22 protein-coding genes are annotated in these 15,854 nt (G+C 64.9%); 10 read left to right on the forward strand and 12 right to left on the reverse strand.

Going from position 1 to position 15,854, the window contains the following annotated elements; all coding sequences use genetic code 11:
• Nucleotides 1-204 precede the first annotated feature (204 nt).
• The 9 genes from L6444_RS13590 to L6444_RS13625 all read right to left on the reverse strand — a co-directional run bounded on the left by L6444_RS13590 (nucleotide 205) and on the right by L6444_RS13625 (nucleotide 4,813).
• A complete protein-coding gene (locus L6444_RS13590) occupies nucleotides 205-555 on the reverse strand; it encodes a type II toxin-antitoxin system PemK/MazF family toxin (protein ID WP_236983324.1) in 351 nt (116 codons plus the stop codon).
• Entirely contained in the window at nucleotides 537-770 is a 234-nt protein-coding gene (locus L6444_RS13595; protein ID WP_236983326.1) for a hypothetical protein, read from the reverse strand. The genes L6444_RS13590 and L6444_RS13595 overlap by 19 nt, the downstream gene beginning before the upstream one ends.
• A 139-nt stretch (nucleotides 771-909) precedes the next feature.
• Nucleotides 910-1,422, reverse strand: coding sequence for an HXXEE domain-containing protein (locus tag L6444_RS13600; protein WP_236983328.1), 513 nt, complete (start codon nucleotides 1,420-1,422; stop codon nucleotides 910-912).
• A 368-nt stretch (nucleotides 1,423-1,790) separates the two neighbouring features.
• Nucleotides 1,791-2,216 (reverse strand): PIN domain-containing protein, encoded by a 426-nt coding sequence (locus L6444_RS13605; protein ID WP_236983330.1) that lies wholly within the window; start codon nucleotides 2,214-2,216, stop codon nucleotides 1,791-1,793.
• Nucleotides 2,207-2,413: a DUF2191 domain-containing protein gene (locus L6444_RS13610; RefSeq protein ID WP_236983333.1), complete on the reverse strand. Its 207-nt coding sequence runs from the start codon at nucleotides 2,411-2,413 to the stop codon at nucleotides 2,207-2,209. Before L6444_RS13610 ends, L6444_RS13605 begins: the two co-directional genes overlap by 10 nt.
• A 55-nt stretch (nucleotides 2,414-2,468) precedes the next feature.
• Entirely contained in the window at nucleotides 2,469-2,783 is a 315-nt protein-coding gene (locus tag L6444_RS30625) for an IS110 family transposase (protein WP_373877335.1), read from the reverse strand.
• A 51-nt stretch (nucleotides 2,784-2,834) separates the two neighbouring features.
• Nucleotides 2,835-3,215 carry a type II toxin-antitoxin system VapC family toxin gene (locus L6444_RS13615; protein ID WP_236983335.1) on the reverse strand — a complete coding sequence of 127 codons (381 nt, stop codon included), beginning with the start codon at nucleotides 3,213-3,215 and terminating at the stop codon, nucleotides 2,835-2,837.
• Nucleotides 3,212-3,469 (reverse strand): ribbon-helix-helix domain-containing protein, encoded by a 258-nt coding sequence (locus tag L6444_RS13620; protein WP_236983337.1) that lies wholly within the window; start codon nucleotides 3,467-3,469, stop codon nucleotides 3,212-3,214. Before L6444_RS13620 ends, L6444_RS13615 begins: the two co-directional genes overlap by 4 nt.
• 810 nt (nucleotides 3,470-4,279) lie before the next feature.
• Nucleotides 4,280-4,813, reverse strand: coding sequence for an FHA domain-containing protein (locus L6444_RS13625; protein ID WP_459551928.1), 534 nt, complete (start codon nucleotides 4,811-4,813; stop codon nucleotides 4,280-4,282).
• Between the two features lie 68 nt (nucleotides 4,814-4,881).
• Here L6444_RS13625 and L6444_RS13630 point away from each other — a divergent pair, with 68 nt between their 5' ends.
• Nucleotides 4,882-5,220 carry a hypothetical protein gene (locus tag L6444_RS13630; protein WP_236983339.1) on the forward strand — a complete coding sequence of 113 codons (339 nt, stop codon included), beginning with the start codon at nucleotides 4,882-4,884 and terminating at the stop codon, nucleotides 5,218-5,220.
• 164 nt (nucleotides 5,221-5,384) lie between these two features.
• Here the strand turns inward: L6444_RS13630 and L6444_RS13635 are convergent, their stop codons facing one another.
• Complete coding sequence (locus L6444_RS13635) at nucleotides 5,385-6,008, reverse strand: TetR/AcrR family transcriptional regulator (protein WP_236983341.1); 624 nt, start codon at nucleotides 6,006-6,008, stop codon at nucleotides 5,385-5,387.
• A 75-nt stretch (nucleotides 6,009-6,083) separates the two neighbouring features.
• Here L6444_RS13635 and L6444_RS13640 point away from each other — a divergent pair, with 75 nt between their 5' ends.
• Both L6444_RS13640 and L6444_RS13645 read left to right on the forward strand, forming a co-directional pair.
• The gene (locus tag L6444_RS13640; protein ID WP_236983343.1) at nucleotides 6,084-6,833 is read left to right on the forward strand and encodes a hypothetical protein; all 750 of its coding nucleotides are present in this window, start codon (nucleotides 6,084-6,086) and stop codon (nucleotides 6,831-6,833) included.
• 137 nt (nucleotides 6,834-6,970) lie between these two features.
• Nucleotides 6,971-7,261, forward strand: coding sequence for a hypothetical protein (locus L6444_RS13645; protein WP_236983345.1), 291 nt, complete (start codon nucleotides 6,971-6,973; stop codon nucleotides 7,259-7,261).
• A 120-nt stretch (nucleotides 7,262-7,381) separates the two neighbouring features.
• Here the strand turns inward: L6444_RS13645 and L6444_RS13650 are convergent, their stop codons facing one another.
• Entirely contained in the window at nucleotides 7,382-8,050 is a 669-nt protein-coding gene (locus L6444_RS13650) for a ZIP family metal transporter (protein ID WP_459551936.1), read from the reverse strand.
• 255 nt (nucleotides 8,051-8,305) lie between these two features.
• Here L6444_RS13650 and L6444_RS13655 point away from each other — a divergent pair, with 255 nt between their 5' ends.
• From L6444_RS13655 to L6444_RS13675, 5 genes are all read left to right on the forward strand, one after another.
• Nucleotides 8,306-9,781: a biotin carboxylase gene (locus L6444_RS13655; RefSeq protein WP_236984117.1), complete on the forward strand. Its 1,476-nt coding sequence runs from the start codon at nucleotides 8,306-8,308 to the stop codon at nucleotides 9,779-9,781.
• A gap of 11 nt (nucleotides 9,782-9,792) precedes the next feature.
• Entirely contained in the window at nucleotides 9,793-10,974 is a 1,182-nt protein-coding gene (locus tag L6444_RS13660) for a serine hydrolase domain-containing protein (RefSeq protein ID WP_236983346.1), read from the forward strand.
• Between the two features lie 45 nt (nucleotides 10,975-11,019).
• Nucleotides 11,020-11,580: an FKBP-type peptidyl-prolyl cis-trans isomerase gene (locus L6444_RS13665; protein ID WP_373877336.1), complete on the forward strand. Its 561-nt coding sequence runs from the start codon at nucleotides 11,020-11,022 to the stop codon at nucleotides 11,578-11,580.
• Nucleotides 11,581-11,698: 118 nt separating this feature from the next.
• Complete coding sequence (locus tag L6444_RS13670; RefSeq protein ID WP_255731304.1) at nucleotides 11,699-12,601, forward strand: alpha/beta fold hydrolase; 903 nt, start codon at nucleotides 11,699-11,701, stop codon at nucleotides 12,599-12,601.
• A 164-nt stretch (nucleotides 12,602-12,765) separates the two neighbouring features.
• The gene (locus L6444_RS13675) at nucleotides 12,766-13,719 is read left to right on the forward strand and encodes a GGDEF domain-containing protein (protein ID WP_236983349.1); all 954 of its coding nucleotides are present in this window, start codon (nucleotides 12,766-12,768) and stop codon (nucleotides 13,717-13,719) included.
• Here the strand turns inward: L6444_RS13675 and L6444_RS13680 are convergent.
• Entirely contained in the window at nucleotides 13,716-13,946 is a 231-nt protein-coding gene (locus L6444_RS13680) for a DUF167 domain-containing protein (protein WP_236983351.1), read from the reverse strand. The two genes, L6444_RS13675 and L6444_RS13680, sit on opposite strands and share 4 nt — an antisense overlap.
• A gap of 79 nt (nucleotides 13,947-14,025) precedes the next feature.
• On the opposite strand from L6444_RS13680, the gene L6444_RS13685 reads away from it, so the two are divergent.
• Complete coding sequence (locus L6444_RS13685; RefSeq protein WP_236983353.1) at nucleotides 14,026-14,949, forward strand: class I SAM-dependent methyltransferase; 924 nt, start codon at nucleotides 14,026-14,028, stop codon at nucleotides 14,947-14,949.
• A 54-nt stretch (nucleotides 14,950-15,003) separates the two neighbouring features.
• Nucleotides 15,004-15,852 carry an aldo/keto reductase gene (locus tag L6444_RS13690; protein ID WP_236983355.1) on the forward strand — a complete coding sequence of 283 codons (849 nt, stop codon included), beginning with the start codon at nucleotides 15,004-15,006 and terminating at the stop codon, nucleotides 15,850-15,852.
• Nucleotides 15,853-15,854: the final 2 nt, after the last annotated feature.

Here is a 15,854-nt window from a genome sequence, read left to right on the forward strand (position 1 = left end):
TTACCAGTAAAGTATGCCGTATTACCCTGTGTTACATCGGTTTTCGATACCGGCCGTACTGAGAGGGCCCTTTGTCGGATGGCACGGTGATTGGGATTTGGGCGAGGTCTACGGTCTCTTCAGATCGTTGACTGCAACAGCCATTGCAGCAGTGTACGACGTTTTGTAAGACGACCGCTGGATCCGACCACCGTCGACACTGCGCTAGAGATCCAAGACGAAGCGCAGTGCTTGGTCAATGGCTTGCATCTGCTCTGGACTAAGCATTCCCTGGCGAGATGACAGTCGTTCGATGGAGACCACTCGCAACTGGTCGCAGCGTGCGTATGAAGTGTGGTCCAGCCCGCTGCTCGCCGGCTCGAGTTCGATGTGACTTCGCAGGCCGTAACCAGCGGTGGTGATCGGGACTACGACCACCAGACCGCCCGGTCCGTTGTTGAGGATGTCGACCGATACCACCACCGCCGGGCGGCGAAAGGCTGGCTCGCGCCCGACCGGTTGACCGAGGTCGACGTGATAGACCTCCCCCCGCCAGATCAAGCCAATGCGTCCCACTCGTGGCGCTCTGCGAGGTATTGCTCCCACAGTTCAGGGTCGCTGCGCAGGCGCTGGTAGTCCCCATTGAGCCCTCGCAGGAACTCCTGCCTCTCCAAAGCGTCGATGGCTGCGTGGACGACGTCGACGACGGTGGTTTGACGAGCTTTGGCCAGAGATTGCAGTCGCTCAGAATCGGGTCGGCGGACTCGGACTGTTGTGGTTTCTGCAGCCATGGAACCAGTGTAGACGAATTGTAGACCAGGCACATGAGGCCGTCATGATCCCCGTTGGCCGCGGACCCGTTTCGCGGGTCGTGACACTTTGACGCGCCGCGTTCTGTTCGACGAACACCGCGTTGAGCACGGATTGGACTCACCTGGTGAAGAGCAATCGTTGAATGGCTGCCGCGTGCCGATGGAGCTGCCACAGGTTCGCAGCGAATCCGGCACCGAGGACGATCGTTGCCGTGCCCCACAGGCCGACGTTGAGCCCGCTGATGTACGCGAAGACGATCACGACCATGTTCAGCAAGAGGGTGATTGCCGCAGTGATACTGCCCGGATTCCACGCCTTCACCCGTGCGGCGAATACCAAGTGGCCGACAAGGTGGATTGAGTTCAGGGTGGCGAGCGCGATGATGACCGCAAGCGCCCCCGCCCACACTGCGGCGGCGAGGACCAAGCAGAACAGGATGATCTCCTCGCCGATCATGACCGCGATCGCTTCAGTCGACGGATAGGACGCTTGCCGCCGAATCCAAATGTCCTGGGCGAATCGAGGATCGTCGCGGTGGCGATCGATCCAGGGGCGGATTCGGATGATCTCTTCGAATTCGTGCACCACGAAGAGAGCCATTACCCAGAACGCCGCAGCTCCGATGCCCATTATGTTCTCCCTTCCCTACCTGCCGGCCGAATCATTCGCGCGGGAAAGTGACGTCCCTGGAACGGCTCACGAGGACGCGGAGGCTGCACGAGCTGCGACGGCACCCGCCCGAGGACAAGGCCGAAGTCGCGCGGCGACAACATGCTGAAGAGCAGGCACGGGCGAAGGCTCTCGAGCTCGCCGGCCACGAGGTAGCGGCTGGCAGGCCCATTTGGTGCTGGCGTGGCAGGTGCAGGTAACGCGAGACGCCGCCTAGCCCGCCAAAGCCTGGCACAACCGAATACGCGGAAATCGAATATGCAGGGTTAACGGTAAACCACCGCAGATTGTACTGCGCGCCAATGGGTTTCACTTCCGCCTGCCCCGATCTAACTGATACTGCCCCGTTCCAACACCCACCGATGCTGGAGGGGCAAGACCTCGGCAGCGATCTCGAAATCAGCGTCGTAGTGGAGCAGTGTCACGTCATGGGCGTGGGCAAGGGTGGCGATCAGGAGGTCCGCCATGCCGACGGCACGATGCCGACCGGTGCTGGCCAGCGACCGCTGCGCATCCAACGCCGCCCGCCAGTGTTCATCATCGGTCGGCAGGAATTCGTATGCGAGGCGGCGATCTGACCACAACTGCGCGTAGTCCGCGGCGGTCCGGGCGCTAGAGAGTGCCTCAGCATCGAGTTGAGCGGTGGTTGCAACCAATCCGGCCTCGATAAGCGGAGCGAGCCGGTCGGCAACCTCGGGGTGTGTCATCCGTGCTGCGGCACTGGTGTCGATGAGATACCGCGCCACTACCGCCACACATCACCTCGTTTACCAGGGTCCGCCATCTCCCCCATGCCGCCGGCCTTTAACCATGCGACCTGGCGCGCGCGAGCAGACGCCGCAGCCGCCAGTTGCAGCGCGATGCGGACGGTATCCGATACGCCCGACGTCTTAAGTTCGTTCTGCGCGGCGGCCAACAGGTCGTCATCGAGGTCAATCAAGCGCTTCGTCATCTCGACACCCCATGCATATATACGAATCGCGATTTGAGTATATACTCGCGCGTCATCAGGCGACTACGCCAACCCACGGGATCAGCCGTCCGCGAATCTCGTTGGTGCACTGAGTCTTTGCCTTGATAGCCGATCTCCGAGCTACTCGCAGGCAGCGGACGGACGCCACGATGCCGTCTCGGGATTTCGGCACGTCAGCCCGATCAGAGGCCGCCGCTTGGGCTGCCACGTAGGCGTCGACGGAATCAGACTTGCCGTTGCCGCGCCGTGTTGCGCGGTCGGGACGGTTGACCTCAAGCGCCGCCAGTCCCGTGAACGTGTCGTGTCGCGTGCCCTGCCTCAATCTGGTTGCCGGTCTTGGCTGAAGCAACCTGGCGGTCGCGGAATCTCGCGCTTCGTCTCACTGTATTTGGCGGCCCATTCAGAGTCTGAATGGCGGCCGCAGGTTCTTGAACATCGGGAAATGCTTCACGTTCAGCGTCGCCGGCTCATAACCCTTGACGTCGGCGGCCGCAGCAACCAGATAGTCACCCAAACCGATACCGCTATGACTCCGTTGATACCGGCGCATGAAGTCACCGGCCCGCCGCGCGATGATCTCGGTGGTCGGTTCGGCACGAAACGACGCGAGCAGCTGCCATACCTCGCGCCGCTCCGCGCTGCGCATCCCGCCGACCAGTTCGCTAATCGACACCACGCTGATCGCTAACGGCCCCTCCCCCCGAGCATCACGGAGCCAATCACGCGCCGCGGCCCTGCCACGGAGGTGGGCGATGAGGATGTCTGAGTCGACCAGCATCATGAGGTGTGGCGCCACATCCGCTCGAGATGCTGCTCGCGGCTGCCGGGTCGACGATCGGGTGCCTCGATATCGCGCAGAACGCCGAACGAATCGTCAATCGCTTTGAGGTCGGCAGCAAGGTTGTCGTCTGCGTTGTTGAGAGCGCGATCCAACAGCTGGCGAATGAGCTCGGCGCGGGAAATGCCTTGTTGCTCGGCCAACTTGTCGAGGCTGATTGTCTGGGCCTCGTCGAGATAGATATTGGTGCGCTTCATACACCATAATATACACCGTGCCTGCGGAAGGGCCCCTCCGACGGGCGCTCATAGCGCTTCTTTTGAATTCTGAAATATGTTGTGCGGCAGCTAGTTTGATCGCTAAGGCACTCGCCGATCGAGGCGCGCGCCTAGGAATGTGAGGTCCAGGTCGCCGGCGGCGGTACGCAGGTCTAGCAGCTGCGTGCCGCGCAGGGACTCCTCGTGCGGAATTCTTATCCGCTGCTACCCGACGGTCAATATCGCGCCCGCGGCGACGCCCGATCACCGCCACCAGCGCCACCAAAATCACCGAGATCGCCGCGCGCACGATCTCTTCTTCCGTCAGTCGCCAGCGCGGCTTCGATTCGACAGGGCCGGTCTCCCCCCGGCAGCCGAATGCGTTCACCGTTGCTACCGCCAAGAGGACGTCGTCGTGCCCATAGGGGGCGTCTGTCTCGACTGGGTCGTGCGCGGCGATTGCGGTCGTCATATCAGCCCCCCTAGCTTGCGGACACCGAAAGGCGTTCCTGTGGAATGTCGAAAGCTTCTGCCTTCTCGTAGTTCAAAGATAAGAGTCCGGGATCACGATTGCGGTAACGATCCTTAACGGTCGCAGCACACCGTCGTGCTCCGCACTGACCGGCGAGCCGTGCGAGCCCCCGCCGAGCTGCCAACGGAAGAAAAGACCTCCCCCGCTCGGAGGGACGAACAAATCGAAACAAACGTGGAGCGTTGCCGCTCAAGTGCGCTGGTTCCCTTACACCCCAACCACTTTCATCCGACGCAAGTGGCCTCCGTGACCCGGAGCGCCCCCAAAAAAACCTGCGGTCATCTAGCCCGCAGGAACATGAGTCGGAACTGGCCGATCGTGATCTCGTCACCGTTATGGAGCTCGGCAGAGTGCACCAGTTCACGATTGAGATACGTACCGCCGCGACTGTCGGCGTCGATCAGTCGAAATTGACCGCCATCGCTACGGAATTCGGCGTGATGGCTGTCGACGGTCACATCGTCGAGCATGACGTCGCTGGCGGGATGGCTGCCGACGGACGTGGCAGGTCGGTCGAGCAGGAATCGCGACCCCACGTTGGGTCCACGTTTGACGATCAGCATCGCCGCTCCGCTCGGCAGGCCTGCCACGTTGCGCATATGCGCCATGCTGCGCCTTCTGGCAGCCACCCGCCAGCCATCGCCCGGCATCTCGCCGCCGACCGCCACGAAGACCGACCCGTCGACGAGAGCAATTGCCCAACCGGGCCCGCCGGCGCGGCGCCGAAAAATAGGGAAAACGCCTGATGGAACGACGCCGGCGACCGCCGCACACTGCTGGGTACCGACTTGAGTCGCACACCGCGCATCCATCCGGAGCCAGTGAAACGCAGGTCGCACGAATCCAAGAAAGGCGCAAGGCCATGCGGCATCGCTATCGAATGAGGACGCTTATCGTCCGCGCGCTGGTCTCAGGTGGCATCGCGGCGGCCGGCGTCGGTCTGAGCACAGGCCCTGCTCAGGCCGCACCGCTCGGTGGCGGGCCGTGGACGTGGTGCCCGGGAGATCCGCTGGACGGTGCCATTCACACAGCCACCGGGCGCGGCTCGCCTCCCCCGGGCACCGATTGGGATACGAGTCGCTGCCATACCTGGTGGAGCGTCTTGTGGGGGCACGGCAACGTCGGCCCCTCGGTGTGGGACGGGCCCGATCCCCCACCGGCCGAGGCGACGAACAAGCCACCGTGCGGGTTTCCCTTCATGTGCTCGGGAACTCCGTGACGGTTGGTACCTGGTGCGTGGCGCACTTGAACTCGGGCGTGCCACAACCTCCGGCGAGCGTCCTCGTATGTACGGTGAAAAGGCTGATTGACCGCGCATTTGGGGTCTTTCGCGATCGGACGACTGTCGGGCGTCCTCGTGTGTAAAGGCTTTGCTCTTCGGGCCTAATCGCCAGACGCCTGCTGCGCCAGCTGGCCCATGATGACGATGCCGCGCACGACCTGTGCCGCAAGGGCAGCGGCGTCGGTTTCGAGATGTTCGGACAGATTGGCAGTCAGCGCCAGGGTTGCAAAGCCGTGCGAGGCGGACCACCCCGCCAATACCAGCCCGCGCACATCCTCTTCGGTGACGGCACCCGGCCGGTACGCCTCGAGGCTGGCTCTGGCGGTGCCGTAGAGCACTTCGAATGCGGCGGTGCGCGCCGCCGCCAGAGCTTCGTCGTCGCCCCGGTAGAGCTTGGGCCGAAACATCACCTCGAAGTAGCCGCGGTGGGTGAGCGCGAACTCGATGTAGGTTTGTCCGCCGCGTACGAACCCGTCGGGGCCTGAGGCGACGGCCCCGATCTTCTCTGCCGCAATTCGGAATCCCTCGGCGGCCACCGCGGTGAAAATTCCCGCTTTGTCACCGAACTTGTAGGCCAGTGCGGCGTGTGAGACACCAGCCCGACGTGCGATGCGTCGCATGCTCACTGCCGCCACCCCGACGGTCTCCACTTCCTCCACCGCACCGTCGATGCCGGCCCGCTCGAGCTGTCCGTGGTGGTAGTTCCTCGGTGGGTCGGCCGGCATGACGACGGAGTCTATCGGACAATCTGACCATTGATAAGTTGCTTGATGTGGTGCAGTCTTACCATTGGAAGGAAATTGACCAGCGGTAAGACGTCGGACCGGGGGTTCCTGATGTGCAGCACAAACGGGGCGGGGCAAACGCAACTGGCGCGCTGGGCCGGGACGCTGCGGGTCGCCATACCGGCGGCCGCCATCCCCGTCTATCCGATCTGGTCATTTCCGCCGACGCACGCGTCAGGTGCCGACATCGCGCTCTGGGCGTCCGCACATCACGACCGATTGGTCATCGCGCAGGCGCTCTACACCGTGGGCGTCGGATGCTGGTTCGTCTTCGGCGCCGGTGTATGGAGTCGGCTGCGCAATCGACTTCCGGCTGGATCGCAACTGGCCGCGGCTTTCGGCACGGGATTCGTCGGGCTGGTCACACTCATCCTCGCCGGATTCGCCGCATTCGACATTCTGCTCTACCGACCGCGCAGCCCTGAGCTGTCGGCGCTGCTCTACGACCTCAGCTTCGGGCTGCTGGCGATGTCCGGCATCCCCACCGTGGTGGCGTTGGGTGCGTTCGCGATCGCGGTGTACCGCCACCGGGTACTGCGGCTTTCGACCGCTCACCTGGCGGTCATCGCCGCAGCCGGGCACATACTGCTTCTCGTCGCGTTCATCGCGCCGAGCGGACCGCTCTCGCTGGAGGGGGTTTCTCGTCGTCTGGGGGGATCCCAATTCTGCTGTTCGTCTGGATCGGCCACACCGCGCTGGCGATCAACGCGAAGGCCACCTCCTGACCCAGGCTATCTCTGTGTGCCGCAGGGATTTCCGAGGTGAGCTCGCCGGGCCCCCAGAGCAGACCAACGACACTCGACCGTGGGACTTTCGACCGTACCGGCCCGCCGCAGCGAGCACTAACGTCGTTGGTGTCCAAAGAAAATATCGACACAGAAGAACAGAGAAGAAGGCGAAAAATGACGCAGACACTAAAGCCCAAGACAGTCGAACGCCAAGAGACTGATCTGGTCGACGAGCTGCGCGAAACGGCCAAAGCCGGTCAGCATGCCGCAGGTGAGGCATTGCGTAAGTTCCGTCAGACAGTTGACGAGGTCATCCCCGAGGCCGTCCAACCGCTACGGACGAAGCTCGTCGACGCGGCGATCGAACTCGCCGACAAGCTCGTCACCGCGCAATACGACTTCCACCGCAGTCTCGTCCGCAGCGCGGACCGCGTGTTGAGCAAGTCGGACGACGAACACCAGTAGGCGTTCCTTGGTAGCCGGCCGGCGACATGCCGGCCCGGCTCATCAGCCAGTAACAATCGGAGCGCGACGCGAACCAAAGCCGTTGCACGGCAATAACTGCCGACACCAATTGCCGGCCACCTAGCTCGCCAGTCCGACGATCAACAGCATGAACAGGACACCCCCGATCGTGCACGCCAGCGTGACGCCGGCGCGACGCCCGGTCTGTGTCCTGGGCAGGATGTCCGCGCTGGCCAGGTACATCAGGAAACCCGCGAAGAACCCCAGGTAAGTGTCGAGCACACGATGCGGGATGGTCACCACAAGTGTCAGGGCCGCACCGATCACCGGTGCGGCGGCATCAGCCGCCAATAACGCCAACGCCTTTCGCCGGTCGTTCCCGTAGAGCCGCGTGACGGTGTAGGTGTTGAAGCCGTCCGCGAAATCATGGCCGATCACGGCTACGGCGACGACGGCGCCGATCCCGGTCCCCACCTGAAACGCCGCCCCGATGGCGAACCCGTCCATGACGCTGTGACCCACCAGACCCGACGCCGCCAACAGTCCGACGCTGGGAGCATCCGAAACCTCGGCACCGTTCTGGGATCGTCCGCGATGGATGCCTACTGTGCTCTCGACGACGTGCAGAACGAGAAACCCGAGGACGAAGGCCATGAGCGGCACCGGAATTCCGAACCGGCGCCATTCGGGATCGCTCATCGCCTCCGGAAGCAGGTCGAACGTGACCGCTCCGAGCATCAATCCGGCCGCAAGTCCGAGGACGAGTTGGCGATAGGAGCCAATCCGCATCGCGCCCCAGCCGCCCAACCAGGTGGTGATGAAAGACCCGAACGCGATGAGAATGACCACCGTAAAATCCCCTTCCTCGTCGGGTTGACCGACACACGAATTTGCGGTGTCCACTTCGACACGGTGACGGGCAGTGGCGCACACTTGTCGAATGCCGATAAGTCATCTCAACACTGCAGCGCTGATTGCAGCATGCCCGCCCAGGCCGCGCGCAGCGCGCCGGAATCCGCTGTCGACGTCACCGCTTGCAGCGTGATGGGTAGCGACACCGCGCCGGAGCCGCAGCGCCCGCTGAGTGGCCTTTCGGACGTACGCGCGTTCTTTCACACGAACAAGGTGCCGCTGTATTTCATCTCGCCGACCCCGTTCAACCTGCTCGGCGTGGATCGGTGGATACGAAACTTCTTTTACCTCACCTACTTTGACTCGTTTGAGGGCAATCACTCGCGCGTGTTCGTACCGCGGCGACGTGACCGGCGTGATTTCGACTCCATGGACGACGTGTGCAGCCACCTGCTGTCCGATCCCGAAACGCTTGAGTTCATCGCGGGCAAAGGTCCGGGTGGCAAAGCCTGCTTCGTCATGATGAACGAGGAAATTCAGGCCCTCGCGCGGCAGGCGGGGCTTGAGGTCATGCACCCGCCGATCGAGCTGCGCCAACGGCTGAGCTCCAAGATCGTCATGACGCGCCTGGCCAACGAGGCGGGCATTCCGAGCGTGCCCCACGCGATCGGTCGGGCCGGCTCCTACGACGAACTGCTGGCGCTCGCGCAAAACGCCGGACTAGGAGACGATCTCGTCATCTCCGTCGCTTACGGAAACGCCGGCAGCGGGACATTCTTCGTGCACGGTCAACACGACTGGGACCAGCACGCCGGTGACCTGACCGCGCAGCCAGAAGTCAAAGTCATGAAGCGCATCCGCAACGTCGAGGTGTGTCTCGAGGGCGCCGTGACCCGGCACGGCACCGTGATCGGGCCGGCCATGACGAGTCTCGTCGGTTATTCCGAGCTGACTCCGCACCGGGGCAGCTGGTGCGGCAACGACGTCTGGCGCGAGGTGCTGCCGCCCGCACAGACGCACACCGCACGCGAAATCGTCGGAAAGCTGGGCGACGTCATGCGCCGCGAGGGCTATCGCGGCTACTTCGAAGTGGACCTCCTGCACGACCTCGACTCCGATGAGCTATACCTCGGCGAGGTGAACCCGCGCCTCAGTGGCGCCAGCCCGATGACGAACCTGACCACCGAGGCCTACGCCGACATGCCGCTATTTCTCTTTCACCTGCTCGAGTACATGGACGTGGACTACGAGCTCGACATCGACGCCATCAACGCGCGCTGGGAGCGCGGCTACGGCGAGGACGAGGTCTGGGGCCAGGTGATCATCACCGAGACATCCCCGGAAATCGAGCTCTTCACCGCGACGCCACGCACCGGTGTATGGCGCATCGACGACGATGGCCGGGTCTCCTTCGCGCGCACCGCCAACGACTGGGCCACCCTGCTCGACGGGTCCGAGGCTTTCTACATGCGGGTCGCGGCTCCCGGCGACTTACGTTCCGAGGGCGCCCAACTCGGCGTGCTCGTCACCCGCGGACACCTGCAGACCGACGACTATCAGCTCAGCGAGCGCTGCCGGCGCTGGGTCAAAGGCATGAGGGCCAAGTTCGTCTCGACGCCCCTGACGCCGGCCGCACCGATCATCTCGCGGCTCGTCGCCCGAGCCTGAGCAGCCGCTCAATGAGTTCCATACCGGCTGGTATCTCCTTGGACAACTGGCTGTCGGGGCCCTATGCACGCTGGTCGTTGCAGCACGTCGAAGACTTTGTTCCGACCGCGGTGATCTCCCGCGGGACCGGGCCGGTCGCCACGCTGCCCACCGCCGGCGCGCCAGTGGCCGAGCTCGAGGTGACCAGCAGCCAGGGCGTGGCCACCACCGTCGGCGCAGTGATGGCCGCCACCGCCACCGACGGGTGGGCCGTGGCCCACCACGGATCGCTGATGGCCGAGGAGTACCTGCACGGGATGGGGAACCGGACACGGCACTTGCTGTTCTCGGTCAGCAAATCCCTGGTGGCAGCCGTCGTGGGCACGCTGCACGGCGCCGGTGGGATCGACCTGGACGCCCCGGTCACGGCGTTCGTTCCGGCGTTGGGCGGCTGCGGTTACGCCGGCGCGACGGTGCGACATCTGTTGGATATGAGGTCGGGCATCGCCTTCTCCGAGGATTACCGCGACCCCGCGGCGGAAATTCACCTGCTCGACCAGGCGATGGGCTGGGCGACCCGGCGCAGTCCGCACGCCCCCGCCACGCTGCGCGACTTCTTGTTGACCCTGCGGCGAAAAACCGCGCACGGCGGGCCGTTCGACTATCGGTCGTGCGAAACCGACGTGTTGGGCTGGGTCTGCGAGGCGGCCGCCGGCCAACCGATGCCTGAGCTGATGACCGAACTGCTGTGGAGCCGCCTCGGCGCGCAATGCGACGCCACCATCGGGCTCGACCCCGCGGGTACCGGATTCTTCGACGGTGGCATCAGCGCCTGCCTGACCGACATGATCCGCTTCGGGTCGTTGTTCTTGCGCGACGGGGTCTCGCTGACCGATCAGCAGGTGTTGCCCGAAGCCTGGATCGCCGACACCCTCGACGGCGGCCCCGACTCACGGCAGGCGTTCGCCGCCAGCCCCGACGACACCGGCATGCCCGGTGGCATGTACCGCAACCAGATGTGGTTCCCCTACCCGGGCAGCAACGTGGTGCTGTGCGTGGGCATGTGCGGTCAGCTGATCTACGTCAACCGGGCTGCCGACCTGGTCGCGGCCAAGGTCTCATCGCAGCCGCACTCCGAGGACCCGCGCCCGCTTGCGGACACGTTGTGCGCATTCAATGCGGTGGCACACGAGCTGGCCGGCATCAGCAGCTAACCGGTCCGCAGGGTTGCGGTAAGGGACGGCAGGCCTGGCTGTAGCGTGGCGGCCGTGAATCCCTTACGCGTGTATTCCGCCGTCGCGCTGGCAGCGACAGCGCTGCTCCTGCCGTTCGTCGGGCCGGGAACGGCGAATGCCGCCGCCACCTGCCCCACCGCCGCGCCGCCGAGCGGCGGAACGCCCGACTGGACCCTGGCCGGGACCACCGGCAGCGTCGCGGTCACCGGATCGACCGATACGGCCGCTCCGCGGGTGACCGTGACCGCACCGTTCAGCGTGAGCCAGACCCAGGTGCAGACGCTGCACGCCGGAGACGGACCCGTCGTCCCGGCTACGGCCAGGGTCAACGTCTGCTACATGGGCGTCAACGGACGCGACGGCTCGGTGTTCGACAGCAGCTATGAACGGGGCGCACCGGTCGCCTTCCCACTCAACGGGGTGGTGCCCGGCTTCCAGAAGGCCATCGCCGGACAGAAGGTCGGATCCACCGTGGGTGTCGCGATGACCTCCGCCGACGGCTACCCGAACGGTCAGCCCAGCGCCGGGATCCAGCCGGGCGACTCGCTCATCTTCGCGATCAAGATTCTCGACTCGTCCGGCTGAGCTGCGGCAACGAGTCGGCGCCGGACCCATGCTCCGGGTCGTCGCGCGCGCCGACCCGTGGCACGCACGGGTTGCGGCGGCCGGTTTCCGACAGCGGACCACGCGGGTCGGCGAGGTGATGTGGAGTTACGCCGAAGGCCCACCCAGCGGTCCTCCCCTGGTGCTACTGCATGCCCAGCACATGGACTGGTTCAGCTATAGCCGGGTGCTACCCGCGCTGGCCCCCAACTTCCATGTGTTCGCGGTCGACTACCCGGGACACGGTAAAACCGTTGTCCCCGAAGGCTATTCGATGAGCGCCAACCAGATCGGGGCCGATCTGAGCGCCTTCGTCGAAACCGTCGTGACGGCGCCCAGCTACCTCAGCGGTAATTCCTCGGGCGGCCTGCTCGCCGCCTGGCTGGCGGCGCACCGCCCCGAGTGGGTCCGTGCCGTCATACTCGAGGACCCGCCGCTGTTCTCGGCCGAATATCCGCGCATCCGGACGACGATCGCCGACCGATCCTTTGCCACCTGCGCCAATGCGGTCCGCGACGGCGTCGACGACTTCCTGCTGTACTGGATCCACGCCAACCGGTCCTTCTTCACCCGAAACGTCGCGCCCGGATCAGCCGTCCTGCTCACGCAGCTGGTCAAGCTCAACCGGCGAGCGCATCCTGGTCAACCGGTGGACATCGGGCTGCTGCCGAACGACACCGTGCGGCTATTCCTGCGCGGCATGGACCAATACGACCCCCGTTTCGGCGCCGCCTTCCACGATGGCAGCTGGAACGCCGGCTTCGACCATGCCGAGGCGCTCGCCCGGATCCGCTGCCCCGCCCTGCTGGTTCAGGCCGACTTCGCCGTCCTCGCCGACGGCACCCTCGACGGCGCAATGACCCGTGACGACGCGAACCGGGCCCTTTCCCTGCTCGCTGCCGGGGAATATCGCAAGGTCGACACTGGCCACGTGGTGCACCTGGCGGCTCCGAAGACCTACCTGGCAATGGCCGGCAACTTCTTCCGGCGTCTCACCGAATGAGGCCACCTCGGGTCGAGGACCGATACGTTCCCACCTCCTCCCGCCGTCGCAACCACAGCCTGAGAAGGGCATTGGCCGAAAACCGTACCAATCGGGCGCACAATGAAGCCGGCGAACTGCGCAGAACGAGTTCAGGGAGCCCCCGGCGACCTTATCCTTACCTCGTGTCCTGGCATGTGGACCCGCGGCCGTCTGCGCGGCAATGGCATCTGATCGGTTTGATCGGATACCTCAGCATGCTCGGTATCTACGCGCTGGGTGCAGCGCACTACGAGGTCGCCAAACACGACACCCGGCTGCATTGGTTGCTGGGGAGCGCGGCGGTCCTCGCCGTGCTCGGCGCGTCGATCGGGTGGCTACGCGGTTTCCAGGACCGCCGTGCCCTGCTCATCGTGTGGCCGTGGGTAGCGCTTGTCACCACGCTCGTCGTCGGATTGGTGCAGCCTTACGCCACCCGGGACTACCCCGGCACCATCACGATCAACTTCGCCTTCCTGGGCCTGACGCGGCCACGCTGGCGTTCCCTGGCCCTGCTGCCAATCGCCGTTCCGGCGTTGGTGATAGGCGGCGCCAGGCAACTACCCGGTGCATGGCCCAATGTGATCTTGACCGCGATCATGTGGGTTCTGGTCGCCGAAGTACCTGCCTGGCTCATTTCCCAGCTGGAACAGCAGAGCGCCCTGCTGCGCAAGGTCGCCCAGACCGATGCGCTCACCCAACTCCTGGACCGCAGCACGCTGGGGCCCCAGCTTTCGATGCATGCCGGCGAATCGACCGTGGTGCTGCTCGATCTCGACAACTTCAAGCGCTACAACGACCGTTACGGCCACGAGGCCGGCGACGAACTTCTGGTGGCGTTCGCCGACGCACTGCGCTGGTCGGTCCGCAAAGACGACGTGGTGTTCCGCATCGGCGGTGACGAGTTCCTGCTGATGCTCGTCAACGCCGATCGGGCGCAGGCCGAGCACGTCGTCGCACGGCTTCGCGATCATTGGGACGAAGTGAGTGGCAGCGTGGGCTTCAGTGCCGGGATCGCCGCGGGTGAGCGGGACCTGTTGCGGCTCGCCGACGAGCACATGTATGCGGCCAAGCGATCCCGCACGCTGAGTGCCGACTAGCGGCTGACCCGGAAGCGCTTCACCCGCGATGTCGTCCCCGACGCCAATTCGATTTGGCTCCTTGGCAATTGGAGGTGCGCGGCCAGCACCCTGAGCACCGCGTCGTTGGCCTTTCCGTCGATCGCCCGTTCGCGGACGTAGATGGTCAGCTCCCCGTCGGCATCGACCTCGACCAGCGGGCCCTTGCGGCTGCCGGGCTTGACCTTGACGACGACCGTGTCCGTCATACCGGAAGGCTAGCCGCCGCCCAGCGACCCGGGGCCCACGCGGTTAGGCTTGCGCTGTATCGAGGGACGGGAGCAGTCGGTGACATCTGCAGGTTCAGCGCGATCCGAGGGTGACAGTTGGGATCTCGCCTCCAGCGTCGGAGCGACCGCGACGATGGTGGCGGCATCTCGGGCGCTGGCGTCCAGCGAACCGGATCCCCTGCTCGACGATCCATTCGCCGACCCGCTGGTGCGTGCCGTGGGGCATCCGTTCTTCGTTCGCATGCTCGACGGCGAGATACCGCTCGAAGACTCCGAGATGCCTTTCACCTACCAGCAGCGACGTGAGCAGATCACCGTCCGCACCCGGTTCTTCGACGATTTCTTCCGCGCCGCGACCGATGCCGGCATCCGCCAGGCCGTCATCTTGGCCGCCGGGCTCGACGCCCGCGCGTACCGCCTGAACTGGCCCGCGGGCACGGTGGTGTTCGAGGTCGACCAGCCCGACGTCATCAACTTCAAGAGCGTCACGCTGGCCCAGATCGGTGCCGAACCGACCGCCGAGCGCCGTCCGGTCGGCGTCGACCTGCGCGATGACTGGCCGGAGGCGTTGCGGGACAACATGTTCGACGCATCCGAACCGACCGCCTGGATCGCCGAGGGGTTGCTGCCCTACCTGCCGCCGGAAGCCCAGGACCGGCTGCTCGACCACATCACCGCACTCAGCGCGCCGGGCAGCCGGATGGCAACGGAGAACATCACCGACATGAGTGTGTTCACCGACGAGCGGGCGCGCGCTATGCGCAGCGGCTGGCGCAAGCACGGACTGGACATAGACGTCGCCGAACTCGTGTGGCTCGGTCCCCGGCGGCCGGCCGGCGAGCACCTGGAGGCCAGCGGCTGGACGGTGACCCGCTACCCCACCGAGCAGGTCTACGACCGGTACGGCTTCGCGATGCCGGACAACGAGATCCTTGCCGCGTTCCGCAATGCGGTCGGTTACCTCAGCGCCGAATTGGGTTGATCGCGGGAAGTGGGTATCCCCGTCCACAGCCGTAACGGACGAGGAGGAATGAACATGAGTAATGTCCCGTCAATCACCCTGAACGACGGGAACGCCATCCCGCAGCTGGGCTTCGGCGTCTTCCAGATCAAACCGGCCGAGACGGCGGCCGCAGTGCGGTCCGCGCTCGAGGTGGGTTACCGGCACATCGACACCGCGCAGATGTACGGAAACGAAAAGGACGTCGGGCAAGGGATCCGCGACGCAGGCCTCGACCGCGCCGAGGTGTTCGTGACCAGCAAGCTCAACAACGGCTTCCACCGCCCCGACGATGCACGTCGCGCGTTCGAGGACACGCTGAGCGCGCTGGGTTCGGACTACGTCGACCTGTTCTTGATCCACTGGCCGCTGCCGACGCTCTACGACGGCGATTTCGTCTCCACCTGGATCACGCTGGAGGAATTCGCCAAGGAAGGACGCGCCCGCAGCATCGGCGTCTCGAACTTCCAGCCGGCACATCTGGACCAACTGGCCGCCCGATCGCAGACGGTCCCCGCCGTCAACCAGATCGAGGCGCACCCGTACTTCGCCAACGACGAGGTCCGCGCCTACGACATCGAACACGGCATCGCGACCGAAGCGTGGTCCCCGATCGCCCAAGGCAAGGTCCTCGACGATCAAGTGATCGCCGGCATCGCCAAGGCGACCGGCAAAACGGCAGCGCAGGTGGTGTTGCGCTGGCACATCCAGCGCGGCGACATCGTGTTCCCGAAATCGGTGAGCCCCGAACGCATGAGAGAGAATTTCGAGATCTTCGACTTCGAGCTGTCCGGGGACGACATGGCCGCCATCAGCGGCCTGGACCGCGGCGAGGACGGACGCAACGGGCCGCACCCGGACACGTTCGACTACATCCCCGACTGAGC

This window comes from Mycobacterium kiyosense (genome assembly GCA_021654635.1).
GTDB classification, from domain to species: domain Bacteria; phylum Actinomycetota; class Actinomycetes; order Mycobacteriales; family Mycobacteriaceae; genus Mycobacterium; species Mycobacterium kiyosense.

Excerpts from the sequence above, each read along its gene's own strand:
- L6444_RS13595 (WP_236983326.1), bottom strand. The coding sequence starts at position 770 with ATGGCTGCAGAAACCACAACAGTCCGAGTCCGCCGACCCGATTCTGAG.
- L6444_RS13600 (WP_236983328.1), bottom strand. The coding sequence starts at position 1,422 with ATGGGCATCGGAGCTGCGGCGTTCTGGGTAATGGCTCTCTTCGTGGTG.
- L6444_RS13610 (WP_236983333.1), bottom strand. The coding sequence starts at position 2,413 with ATGACGAAGCGCTTGATTGACCTCGATGACGACCTGTTGGCCGCCGCG.
- L6444_RS13615 (WP_236983335.1), bottom strand. The coding sequence starts at position 3,215 with ATGATGCTGGTCGACTCAGACATCCTCATCGCCCACCTCCGTGGCAGG.
- L6444_RS13620 (WP_236983337.1), bottom strand. The coding sequence starts at position 3,469 with ATGAAGCGCACCAATATCTATCTCGACGAGGCCCAGACAATCAGCCTC.
- L6444_RS13625 (WP_459551928.1), bottom strand. The coding sequence starts at position 4,813 with ATGGATGCGCGGTGTGCGACTCAAGTCGGTACCCAGCAGTGTGCGGCG.
- L6444_RS13630 (WP_236983339.1), top strand. The coding sequence starts at position 4,882 with ATGAGGACGCTTATCGTCCGCGCGCTGGTCTCAGGTGGCATCGCGGCG.
- L6444_RS13635 (WP_236983341.1), bottom strand. The coding sequence starts at position 6,008 with ATGCCGGCCGACCCACCGAGGAACTACCACCACGGACAGCTCGAGCGG.
- L6444_RS13645 (WP_236983345.1), top strand. The coding sequence starts at position 6,971 with ATGACGCAGACACTAAAGCCCAAGACAGTCGAACGCCAAGAGACTGAT.
- L6444_RS13650 (WP_459551936.1), bottom strand. The coding sequence starts at position 8,050 with ATGCGGATTGGCTCCTATCGCCAACTCGTCCTCGGACTTGCGGCCGGA.
- L6444_RS13655 (WP_236984117.1), top strand. The coding sequence starts at position 8,306 with ATGGGTAGCGACACCGCGCCGGAGCCGCAGCGCCCGCTGAGTGGCCTT.
- L6444_RS13660 (WP_236983346.1), top strand. The coding sequence starts at position 9,793 with ATGAGTTCCATACCGGCTGGTATCTCCTTGGACAACTGGCTGTCGGGG.
- L6444_RS13670 (WP_255731304.1), top strand. The coding sequence starts at position 11,699 with ATGTGGAGTTACGCCGAAGGCCCACCCAGCGGTCCTCCCCTGGTGCTA.
- L6444_RS13680 (WP_236983351.1), bottom strand. The coding sequence starts at position 13,946 with ATGACGGACACGGTCGTCGTCAAGGTCAAGCCCGGCAGCCGCAAGGGC.
- L6444_RS13690 (WP_236983355.1), top strand. The coding sequence starts at position 15,004 with ATGAGTAATGTCCCGTCAATCACCCTGAACGACGGGAACGCCATCCCG.